Below are 11,036 nucleotides of genomic sequence, written 5' to 3' on the forward strand. Positions count from 1 at the left end.
GCTTACTTTTGGGCGCGACTCACCGATCAGCTTCATCCCGATCGCCCCAAGCATTTCGGGAATGAGTGAGGATAAGCGCGATCGCATTAGCAATTTCCACCCCCGGTAAAAATAGGAGGACGCCCCCGGCGGCCCCCCGGGGGGCGGGGGGCGGGCGGGGGGCGGGGGGGGGGCGGGGGCGTGGGGGGGGCGCGGGGCCCCCGGGGGGCCCGGGGCAGGCCGGGGGCGCAGGCGGTGTAGGGGCGGGTTTGACGGATAACTTATGGCGCCAAACCGATAACTTAACTAAACCCGCCCTTCTGGGGGAAGCAGGGGGAGTCCTCCTATTTTTAACTGGGGTGGAAATTGCTAATGCGATCGCGCTTATCCTCACTCATTCCCGAAATGCTTGGGGTGGGGTGATTGTCGTGAGTCTGGCTTTTGCACTTTACCAAGGCTGGCGCCTCTTAGTGGGGATAGTCGTCGCTGCGGCTGTCGCTGTACCATCAGCGGCGTTTAGTCCCTCACCCTTACGGGAAGGGTTGCGAATGATTGTTCCGGCTTACTTTTGGGCGCGACTCACCGATCAGCTTCATCCCGATCGCCCCGTGGCGTTGATGCGGATAACTCAATGGCGCTTTGCTTTGTCCCTGACTCAGCAGCGCCCTTGGACTGGTTGGGGATTGCGGAATTTCACCCTACTTTACGAACAGCAGATGGATCTGTGGCTAGGTCATCCCCATAATCTTATCCTGATGTTGACGGCTGAAGCGGGTATTCCGGCTACAATCCTATTTTGTGGCTTAGTTGGCTGGATTTTCGGGCAAGGCGTTCTCTGGATCAACAAAGCGCGATCGCTCTCAAGTGGCGATCGATTAATCGTCTTTAGTTATTTAGTCGCATTCGGTGGCTGTATCCTATTCAATATGCTGGATGTCACCCTCTTTGACCTACGGGTGAATACTTTAGGGTGGCTACTTCTATCCGCGATCGCTGGGGTGACGGCTTCCAGAATTCATCAAAATAAAGGCGATTCATCCAGAAAGACGTAGTACACAAAAGACCAAAGAATTCATCATTCAACCTACAGTTTTTCCAAATAAGTTAACAAGTCTGCCATTTCCTGAGGACTAGGCTGGAACTTTGGCATCGGGGGGGTTTGACCACTAATCACCTGCTCAATCAAACCACTCGGCGATCGGTGTTTAGAAATATGCTGTAAGCTAGGTCCTACCTTGCCATCAGCTTGTATACCATGACAATCGGCACAGTTGATTTCAAAAATAGCCTGTCCTCGAACTGGATCACCGTTGAGGGACAAAACTTTCTGCATATAAGGATCGGAAACTTGCAGCATCTGAAATCCGAAGATACTGATGCCGATTACGAACAGTAGCGCGAGTACCACCATGGTAATCCGCCGCACTAGGACTTGAGGTTGGTCAAGCTGGTTCTCCAAGGGATCTCCTGCCAAGTTGAGAATTTCTGAACAAAGTTAAACTGGACTTACACTGCAACACAGGTAGAGTTACCCAGGAGGGTAATAGTGTAACAGATTGGAAAGAAGTATGTCGATTAATAAACATAGCTTAAAATTTATGGACTAAGTAAGCAAGTTGGAATCATGGATGTAGTGCAGCCAGCAATCCGGAAGCGGCTGATTCCCTGGTCTTGCTGGTATTGAGTAGCAATTGGGTCATCTCACCTAGTAGGATGAGAAACAAGTAAAAAAACTTAGTCTTTGGAGAACGATCATGATCGAACCACTGCTGTCGGGAATTGTTCTCGGCTTAATCCCTGTGACTTTGGCTGGATTATTTGTCGCCGCCTACCTCCAATATAAGCGGGGGAACGAATTGGGATTATAATCAATGGCACTCTCAGCCCTTGGGTTAGGGGTTGGGGAGGTGGGGGAGATGGGGGAGTTAACTCACGCGCCATGCCCGAAAAGCGTTGCTAAGGGTCAAAACTCTCATCCTTCCCCCTGAGGCGGTAAAAAGCTAAGGCTGTGTTACCGTAGACTTTCTGGCGACAAATTTCTAGGGAAGTAATGGGTTGAGGTGTCCAGTAGTTAGGGCTATATTCCACCGCTAATTCACCTTGATCCGCCAATAGTTGATAATGAGCGATCGCTTCTAGAACCGGATTGTACAAATCACTGGCATAAGGGGGATCAAAGTAAATCCGGTCAAATTGCTGATCAGCCAGGGTTTTTAATCGCCCCACCACATCTCCCCGCACCACCTGGAAAGTTTGCTCAGGCTGAGCAAGGTGCTGCCAATTCTGTTGCATAATAGAACAGGCTTTGCCCTTTATGTCAATGCCTACCACTAAAGATGCGCCGCGACAGAGGGCTTCAGCGCCCATAGCACCTGTACCCGCACAGAGATCCAGCCAACGACATTGTGCGATCGCACCTTGCCAGATATTAAATACCGCCTCCCGTACCCGTGCGGGTGTCGGGCGGGTTTCTAGTCCAGGTAAAGTTTTTAGCTGTCGGTTTCCATAAATTCTCATGAATCATATCAAGTTCGGTAATATCAGTTGTGTTTGACATCCTCCCCAACTTACTTCGTATTAGTTGAGGATTCCTTAAATCGCTTTAAGGATTTCCTGGTTCGCGGACACTTATCTAGGTCAATGACCCCCGACAGTACGTCTAGCCAGGCAATTTCGGGTACGGCTTGCCCAGTCGCACCTACACCGTGAGGCTGAACGCTCACGGCGAAGCCTCGAATCATCACGACTTGTGCCGCAGCAACATCTCGATGGGTGGTGTACCCGCACTCATGGCAATTGTGGATTCTTACTGATAAATCCTTCTTGCCTGTGTGGGTTTGACAACGAGGACATTGCTGCGAGGTATAATCAGCATCTACCTTGGCAAAGTAAACTTGTTCTTTCCAACAAACCCATTGCAGGATATTGACAAACTGACCAAAGCCAGCATCCAAGGTATGCTTTCCTAGCATCCCTTTTGCCCAAATCCTGAAGTTGATATCTTCAACAAATATCATTCCGGCATCTTGGACTAGGTGGTGAGCTAGTTTAAAATGAAAGTCTTTGCGGGTGTCATGAATTCGTTGGTGCAATCTAGCAATCTTCAGATTGAGTTTTCGCCAGTTCTTAGACCCTTTTTTCTTGTGCTTCAATCGGCGTTGTAGCAATTTAAGCTTACGGTGCAATGAATCAAAGAATCGAGGTCTTGCGATTAACTCCCCATCAGATGTTGCTAAAAAGTTTTCTAATCCCAAGTCAATCCCAATCGGATGACCACCTGGCATTACATCAGGTATTTGTACATCACACTGTAATGACAGCATGGCGAAATACCCAGAGGCTTTTTTAACTATCCGAACCTGCTTTAAGGTGAACCCGTCTGGAATTGGACGAGATAACCTCATCTTGACCCATCCCAACTCAGGCAACTTGATTGATTCTCCATTGACTGGATTAGTCTTGAACTGAGGGAACACAAAGGAGCGCATTCTTCCTGGTTTTTTGAACCTAGGAAAACCCATCCCTTTCCGACTCATGTCAAGAAACGCTGTTTCAAGTTTCCTCAACACTTGTTGTAAAACTTGGGCATTTACTGATTTAAGTTCAGGATTGTTTTTCCTTGCCTCAGTTAAAGACTTGGCTTGCAAGTTGTAGTTAGGAAATAGTGCATCAGCAGGTATAATGTATTCACAGATGAGAGAGCAAGCGTTAACATCAGATTTCCGAGAATTGAGCCAATCTTTACGTTCGCGTAAAGCATAATTCCATACCTGACGACAAACTTCCAAATAACGCTCAATTGCCGCTACTTGTTCAATTGTTGGCTCAATTTTGTACTCGTAAGTTAATGTCAACACAAGTCTCACCTCCTTTCTACAAAATTATATAACACTTTGTAGAAAAAACCAATGCATCTGTAAATTCAATCGGGTTTGACTGAATTGAATTTACCTTGGGGGAGTCCAATGTACCCCCAACCTACTCCACGCTATCGCTATCGCGTCCCGCTTCAAAGATACGTTGCGTAGAGGATGGGGTTCTATAGCTCTCCCTCTCCCCCCACGTTTCGATAGAAGGGTAACTTTTTGTCCCCATAACTATGGGTATGATAGACGAACGACCCAAACTGATATGATATTAGTAGATTATACTCTTAAGCTGAATGGCACGATCATTAAGGCTGGTGGGCAATGCCCACCCTACGGTATTTATAAATTATGCAGTCCTACGAAATTGAAACTCCTCCCTGGTGGGTGCAACGCTGGATAGACTTACTCAATTCCTATCGCTTTAAAAAGCGTTTGGAACGCGCCCGCAAATACGCCAAAGAAGGCAATGTCCTCAGTATTGAGTTTGAAGGTCCTCAGGTGTTGGCACGGGTACAAGGAACAGAACCCGATCCCTATCGAGTTTCCCTATCAATTGACCCGTTTACCGATGAAGACTGGGGTTATGTGGTGGAAACTATGGCGCAAGAATGTATTTATTCGGCTCAATTATTAGCCGGAGAAATGCCGGAAAATATTGAGCAGGTGTTCACCGCTAATGGGTTGAGTTTATTTCCATTCACTCTTTCGGATATTCATTCAAAATGTAGTTGCCCTGATCCGCAAAACCCCTGTAAACATATTGGTGCAATTTACTATCAATTAGGCGATCGATTTAGTGAAGATCCCTTTGTCTTATTCCAGCTACGGGGACGCACTAAAGCCCAAATTCTGGATGATTTGCGTCGCTTACGCAGTACGGGGAGTGTCGAACTAAAACCTGAGAAGAAAGCAGAGATTGAGTCCAAATCAAGTCAATCAGAGGTTAAATCCAGTCGATTAGATGATAATCAGAAAAATGAAGGAGAACCAGCCGTTTCTGTTCCGGTTAAGCTTGAGCAATTTTGGCAATACGAAGAACCTCTTGATCCCTCTCTGGTTGTAATTACCCCTCCTCCAGACAATCGTACTGTATTGGATGTCTTAGGCACGATTCCCTTAGCCGCGGCTGATAGTCGTGTTATGCAGTATTTCCGGGAAGTTTATCAACTGGTTAGTCAACAGGCGATGATGTCAGCCTTGAATCGGGAAACCTAATCCAAGAAGTCTCTAAGGCTCCAAGGCTGCACGGGTTTAGGGTATCTGCTTTTTCGTCTATTGTTAACGGCTTCCTATTCCCTTCTTAATGGGCTTGAGCCATCCAGACAAGATCACCAAGAATACCCTCAACTGGCGGCAAGGGATAGACTGCCAAATCGATGAATAGAGTGATTCCTTCCAGCTTGAGAAATTGCCACTGATTGCCATTGCTGATACTGCCGTAAATCGTCGAAATAGGTTGTCCTTGTCCCTCATTGAAGCGTTGAGCCGCAACCATTTCGGCAATACACTGCCCAAAGCCTAATTTGAGGTCAGTCTTTTTAGCTTCCACAATAATCATTGCTGGTGCTTCAATTTCTAAGACTTCTGTTGAACGAGTCAACAGGAAATCGCACAAGCCATTAAGACCGACCGACTCGTCAACATTAAATTCCTCACCGGAGAAGACACTCACTTGGCGATTAAGTGCTTTTCTGACATCGATTAATACTGGATAGATAATACCCTCCGAACGGGCTTTTTCACTACCAGAGGTAGCGACAATCGGTAACGTTTCCTGTAAGTAATCTGAGAGAGTTGGCGAAGGGGCAACTGGAGAAGTTTCAGGCAAAAAGCGACTGCCTTCAATGACAGTTAGCTGGAAAGCAGCTTTAGCTTGAGCGATAGTTTTGAATTGACTATAGGGCATATATAAGTGGATTGATTCTTCCCGAATACTTGAATGGCTTCTCGGCGCGAAGTTGATTGCAGCGTTTGAGTAAATTATCATACAATGTTAACTGTATTACCTGTTTTACAGTGTCTTACGGTTTTGAGCGCTTTCAGACGGCAACTCCTCTAGCGCTTGGCACAAAAGCGGGTAAAAGGGTGGGAGGCTCGCCGCGTTTGCTGGAAAATGGAAACCACTCATCACGAAAAAAGAGCGAGTTACCATCGTGTAACAGCAAGCCAGAACCCTTACTCCTTGCTGAGTAGATTGTCACGCTTTGTAGGGGAGAATGCTTGAACGCGGTTTAGCTAAGCAAGGTTCAGCTCATCCAATTCAGACACCAGCATGGCTATCCCAGAGGATGCGATCGCACAAGCTCATTGAGTACCCAAATGGCGCTCAGACTCTATCTGAACGATTAAATATGACAATGCAGCAGCCAGATCAAGGCGGGAAAGGGGATCGCTCCCCAGATGTGCTGTCACCAGAACAAGCGTGGAAACTTTTGACAGCCCTACTGGGTAAAGAACGCATGTTGCAGGATCGGGGCGCACGGAAAGTTTTACCTCTACTGTGTGAATGGCTGGGATATCTATCGTTAGGCATAGAGTTAGTCGGGCGATACTTAGCACAACACCCCGATTTGTCTTTAACCGATATACTCAAACGGCTCGAAGCGCAGCGATATCCTGATCAAACAACTAAACCGCCAAGCCAGCCGACACTCCAGTGGGGAATCAATACCATTTTGGAATACATCTGGAGAGAACTCAATCCCATCACCCAACAAGTAGGTCAACTTTTGAGCTTATTTGCCTCAACCCTCTGGCGTTGGCAATGGTTAGAATCTGCCAGTGACTTCTTGCACTGGAGACAGGCAGATCTCAACCAAGCTCAAACTCAACTTGATCAGTGGCGTTTGATTGAGTCGGTGGCAAATCGCCAAGGTTGCTACAAAGTTCAGCCCTTAATTCGGGAGTTTTTCCGCAAAAAATTGGAGGCTTTAGATTCACCCGCCATTTTTGTATCTCGCCCTCCTTATCCTTTTCCCAAACGGTTGTCCCAGCCAATCCCCAAGCCACCTCAACCAGATAGTCAGCCTTTGCCAAAACCAATTTCCTACGACTACTCAACTCAGCAGACGCCACCTCCGAGAGAATGGCATTCATTCCTCTCCCCTTATCCTGGCGTCCCTGGTTCCGGTGAAAATTGCCCTATTGATCAGCAACTCTATTTTCCGATTAAGAATCCCACCTGTTCGTGTCAACGAGACAACTCTCAAATTGCCAATTCAGGAGTTTCCCAAAAAAGCAAGAACAAAGCACCACCCTTCAAAAAACTCCATGCTGATGACTTCAGGCAGGCTTTTACCGCTATTGTTGTTGAACTGGTTCAGCAAATTCCTGATTCTCCTACCCCAGAACAGATAAGGTTATTGGAAGAGATACTGCCTCACATTCAAGAAATAGTTCAAACCCTAGAATCAGCCGTAAGGGATGAGGATTCACTCTGCTTATTTGACAGTTTGGGCAAATTCTATAAAGGTCAAGGATTAACAGATTTACTTTGGCTATTTGATCGCTTAGGCAGATTTTATCAGCATCAGGGAATGGTTGATCAGGCAGAATCCTGGTTTAGGCACTGCATATCCATTGCCCAAGCCGCTTTTGGTGAGGAACATCTTGATGTTGCGACTAGCTTGAATAATTTGGCAGGATTGTACTATACTCAAGGTCGCTACAGTGAAGCTGAACCTCTTTACTTGCAAGCCTTAGAGGTGAGAAAACATCTGTTAGGTAATCATCATATCGATGTTGCTACTAGCTTGAATAATCTGGCAGGACTTTACTATGCTCAAGGTCGCTACAGTGAAGCTGAACCTCTTTACTTGCAAGCCCTAGAGCTGAGAAAATCTCTCTTAGGCAATTACCATCTTGATGTTGCCAGTAGCCTCAACAATTTGGGATTACTGTACTATGCTCAAGGTCGCTACAGTGAAGCTGAGCCCCTTTACTTGCAATCCTTAGAACTAAGAAAATCTCTCTTAGACAATTGCCATCCGGGTGTCGCGACTAGCATCAACAATTTAGCCGGACTCTACAATTCTCAAAAACGCTACACAGAAGCGGAATCACTATTGGTTCAGGCATTAAGTTTGAGTGAACAGCACTTAGGAGATGATCATCCTAATACGGCTATTTTTCGGAAAAATTTATCCATTATCAGAACTAAGATGAAGGCTAATCGTAGCTGGTGGCAGTGGTTAGGAGAAGTTATTCAACCTAAACTCTAAGCAAACTACAAAAATAAGAGACGTTTTGCCGGAACGTCTCTACCAAAGTTCATTTGTCTCAATCTATGTATAGCAATCGCCATAGCGGTTAGGACGCATCATTTGGTAGAGACGCGCTTTTGAAGCGTCTCTACAACAGTTCGTTTGTCCTAATCGATGTGTCTACTGCTATATCTGCTGCTATATAGAAAAAGGCAGAAGGTTTATTACGGGTACGTAATTGTTTGGGCAGTTAAACAGCAGACGCTTTTAAGCTACTTGGTTCTCCCAGTTTTCCTTCTAAAACAACACCCCGTTGATTAGTGTGGAGATGGCGCAGAATTTTATAAATGGCTTCTATTTGGTCAGTCGCCCCTGCTTTATGTGCCAACTCTGATAAGGATAGGGGTTCTCCTTGATCTTGCAAGACCTGAATTACCCGTTTCTGTAAATCTAAAATAGCAGCGGCGGCTTTTTTACCCGCTTCCACTCCAGGTTGATGGTAAGCATTGATATTAACCAGGGAGGCATATAATCCCACAGCCCGATCATATAAAGCAATCAGTGCTCCAACCGTGCGAGGATTGACTTGGGGAATTGTCACGGTAATCGAATCCCGTTGATTGTCATACAAGGCTTTTCGGGTTCCCTGTAATAAACCGGATAAATAGTCACCGGAAGTTACCCCCGCTTCTACCTCTGGGGAATGTCCCTCGCGATCGCGCAATACTTCAATAAAGGTGACAAAGAAATTGGGAACCCCTTCTCGCAACTGCTGCACGTAAGCATGTTGATCCGTTGAGCCTTTATTGCCGTAAACTGCAATTCCCTGATGTACAGTATTACCATTGAGGTCTTTTTCCTTACCCAAGGATTCCATGACTAATTGCTGGAGGTAGCGGGAAAATAACAGCAGGCTATCTTTGTAAGGTAAAACCACCATATCTTTTTCACCCTTACCATTCCCCGAAAAATACCAGGAAAGTGCCAGCAACGCCGCCGGGTTTTCTTGGAGATCATGGACACGGGTGGCACTATCCATTTCCTTCGCACCTGCCAGCATCTGGCGGATATCAATCCCTTGCAGTGCTGCGGGTAACAGTCCCACCGCTGACAGTTCTGAGGTGCGTCCTCCTACCCAGTCATACATGGGAAAGGTTGCCAGCCACCCTTCTGATTTCGCCAGTTTCTCTAAATTACTATCTTCACCCGTAATCGCCACGGCATGGGTAGCAAAGTCTAGTTTCTGGGATTCATACGCTTTTTTTGCCTCAATCATGCCATTGCGGGTTTCCGGAGTTCCTCCAGATTTAGAAATGACTAAGACGAGTGTGCTAGCTAAACGATCTTGCAGTTTAGCAATTGTGGCATCAATCCCCGCCGGATCAGTGTTATCTATAAAATGAATTGCTAGGGGTGGGATGTTAGGGGCAAGGGCATCAGCGACAAACTCAGGACCTAATGCTGATCCGCCAATGCCAATGGAAAGAATATCGGTGAATTTAGATGAACCTGGGGGATGAATCGCACCACTATGGACTTTCGAGGTAAAGGATTCAATCTTCTCTAAGGTTGTGAGGACATCTTGACGCAGTTCGGGTGTTGGCGCTATGTCAGGATCTCGTAACCAATAGTGACCCACCATCCGATTTTCATCAGGATTCGCGATCGCGCCCCCCTCCAATGCCTCCATATCCTGAAACGCCTTCTCAAACTTAGGTCGCATCGCCTCGACAAAGGCATGATCAAATCGCATACGGCTGACGTCGAGGTAAAAGTCTAACCCTTGGTGGTAATAGAGCCAGTCCTGATAGCGTTGCCAGAGTGCAGCGGCGTCCATAAGTAGCTTCTCAAATTCCTGTTTTTACCAATCACAAGTGTATGTTGTCCGGGGATCAGTTGTCAGTTTTCCTTTTTCAGTGGCTTAGTCTTATAAGCCAATTCTTCCCCTGCTCCCAGACGTAGCATGCTACGTCTCTACATTGCTCCCCCTGCCTTCTGAAAGCCTGCTGCGTCCTCAAATATACGGCTTGGGCAACACGCGCAAAAACTTGACGATGTGACCCGTCACTTCAATCCCCACCATATAGTTATCGATGGTAAATCGGTAAAAAATAGCATCTGAGCCGATGGGGTGAAGCCCTGGCAAGTCGTGAATGCTTCTGAGATGGATGAACTTCTCAAAAACCATCTCATAGACCTGCTGATAGGCAGCTGACTCTAGGTTTTTGAGATCTTGTAGGAAAGACCGCGCATAGCGTACTTCTAGGCTCACAGGATATATTCTGATTCCCCAGGAATCATTGTAATCTTTCTGCGAAGATTTTAGGGCAGATTCAGCAGTCGCAGCGCCTCTTCGCGGGTCATCGCATCTCCGGGTCGAATCGTTCGCATGGACTCTTGCATGGCGGAGAGCATATACAAGTCATAATAGAGCGGTTGCAGAACTTTCCAGGCGTCTGCCAAGCTTTCATCAGGGAGTTGATCCACTAAATCAGGTAACTGTTGGGTTAAGCGTTGCAATCGACCTCTGAGTAAATTCATCAGGAAATAAGGCTCCAATCGAGTCGTCAAAGGTGGGGTGGGTCAAGGTACGACAATTAAGTCGGATGAATGGCTTTAGCAATCCAGATTGATTTTGGATTAAATTAAGTTTATTGACAATACCTAGATTTAGGCTGACGTCGATCCGTTCAGAATGTCAGATTATGACCATGTAGAGCATACCGCTAAAATAATACCATTGGTTATACTCGTAGTGGACTGACACAGCTAAAATTGTGGAATAGGTTGTAGGTTGGGTTGACGACAGGAAACCCAACATAATATAGGGCTAAAGCCCTTACTACAAGCCCAACATAATATAGGGCTAAAGCCCTTACTACAAGCCCAACATAATATAGGGCTAAAGCCCTTACTACAAGCCCAACATAAAATAGGGCTAAAGCCCTTACTACAACCCCAACATAATATAGGGCTAAAGCCCTAA

At 46.4% G+C, this 11,036-nt stretch carries 11 protein-coding genes and 1 pseudogene; 4 read left to right on the plus strand and 8 right to left on the minus strand.

Annotated elements, in window-relative coordinates:
* Positions 1–320 precede the first annotated feature (320 nt).
* Positions 321–1,031, plus strand: a pseudogene (locus tag RIM23_RS23795) (O-antigen ligase family protein); the annotation flags it as partial.
* A 32-nt stretch (positions 1,032–1,063) separates the two neighbouring features.
* Here RIM23_RS23795 and RIM23_RS23800 read toward each other — a convergent pair.
* The gene (locus RIM23_RS23800) at positions 1,064–1,438 is read right to left on the minus strand and encodes a c-type cytochrome (RefSeq protein ID WP_446369962.1); all 375 of its coding nucleotides are present in this window, start codon (positions 1,436–1,438) and stop codon (positions 1,064–1,066) included.
* 295 nt (positions 1,439–1,733) lie between these two features.
* Between RIM23_RS23800 and petG the strand changes: the two genes are divergently transcribed.
* On the plus strand, positions 1,734–1,847 hold the full coding sequence (petG, locus tag RIM23_RS23805; protein WP_446334724.1) for a cytochrome b6-f complex subunit V: 114 nt from the start codon (positions 1,734–1,736) through the stop codon (positions 1,845–1,847).
* Positions 1,848–1,935: 88 nt separating this feature from the next.
* On the opposite strand, the gene rsmD is transcribed toward petG, so the two are convergent.
* Entirely contained in the window at positions 1,936–2,496 is a 561-nt protein-coding gene (gene rsmD / locus RIM23_RS23810; RefSeq protein ID WP_446369948.1) for a 16S rRNA (guanine(966)-N(2))-methyltransferase RsmD, read from the minus strand.
* A gap of 50 nt (positions 2,497–2,546) precedes the next feature.
* Positions 2,547–3,836 (minus strand): RNA-guided endonuclease InsQ/TnpB family protein, encoded by a 1,290-nt coding sequence (locus tag RIM23_RS23815; RefSeq protein ID WP_446369950.1) that lies wholly within the window; start codon positions 3,834–3,836, stop codon positions 2,547–2,549.
* Between the two features lie 360 nt (positions 3,837–4,196).
* Between RIM23_RS23815 and RIM23_RS23820 the strand changes: the two genes are divergently transcribed.
* Positions 4,197–5,063: an SWIM zinc finger family protein gene (locus RIM23_RS23820; RefSeq protein WP_446369952.1), complete on the plus strand. Its 867-nt coding sequence runs from the start codon at positions 4,197–4,199 to the stop codon at positions 5,061–5,063.
* Positions 5,064–5,148: 85 nt separating this feature from the next.
* Here the strand turns inward: RIM23_RS23820 and RIM23_RS23825 are convergent, their stop codons facing one another.
* The gene (locus RIM23_RS23825; protein ID WP_446369954.1) at positions 5,149–5,754 is read right to left on the minus strand and encodes a hypothetical protein; all 606 of its coding nucleotides are present in this window, start codon (positions 5,752–5,754) and stop codon (positions 5,149–5,151) included.
* A gap of 310 nt (positions 5,755–6,064) precedes the next feature.
* On the opposite strand from RIM23_RS23825, the gene RIM23_RS23830 reads away from it, so the two are divergent.
* Positions 6,065–8,068, plus strand: a complete 2,004-nt coding sequence (locus RIM23_RS23830) for a tetratricopeptide repeat protein (RefSeq protein WP_446369956.1) — start codon at positions 6,065–6,067, stop codon at positions 8,066–8,068.
* Positions 8,069–8,300: 232 nt separating this feature from the next.
* On the opposite strand, the gene RIM23_RS23835 is transcribed toward RIM23_RS23830, so the two are convergent.
* The 4 genes from RIM23_RS23835 to RIM23_RS23850 form a co-directional block, all read right to left on the minus strand.
* On the minus strand, positions 8,301–9,887 hold the full coding sequence (locus RIM23_RS23835; protein ID WP_446369958.1) for a glucose-6-phosphate isomerase: 1,587 nt from the start codon (positions 9,885–9,887) through the stop codon (positions 8,301–8,303).
* 177 nt (positions 9,888–10,064) lie between these two features.
* Complete coding sequence (locus RIM23_RS23840) at positions 10,065–10,322, minus strand: cytotoxic translational repressor of toxin-antitoxin stability system (protein ID WP_446357900.1); 258 nt, start codon at positions 10,320–10,322, stop codon at positions 10,065–10,067.
* 50 nt (positions 10,323–10,372) lie between these two features.
* On the minus strand, positions 10,373–10,591 hold the full coding sequence (locus RIM23_RS23845) for a hypothetical protein (RefSeq protein WP_446357898.1): 219 nt from the start codon (positions 10,589–10,591) through the stop codon (positions 10,373–10,375).
* A gap of 203 nt (positions 10,592–10,794) precedes the next feature.
* Positions 10,795–11,036 (minus strand): hypothetical protein (locus RIM23_RS23850; protein ID WP_446369960.1); only part of this gene is annotated, 242 nt, incomplete at its 5' end.

This window comes from Coleofasciculus sp. G3-WIS-01 (genome assembly GCF_040223135.1).
Lineage (GTDB): Bacteria > Cyanobacteriota > Cyanobacteriia > Cyanobacteriales > Coleofasciculaceae > Coleofasciculus.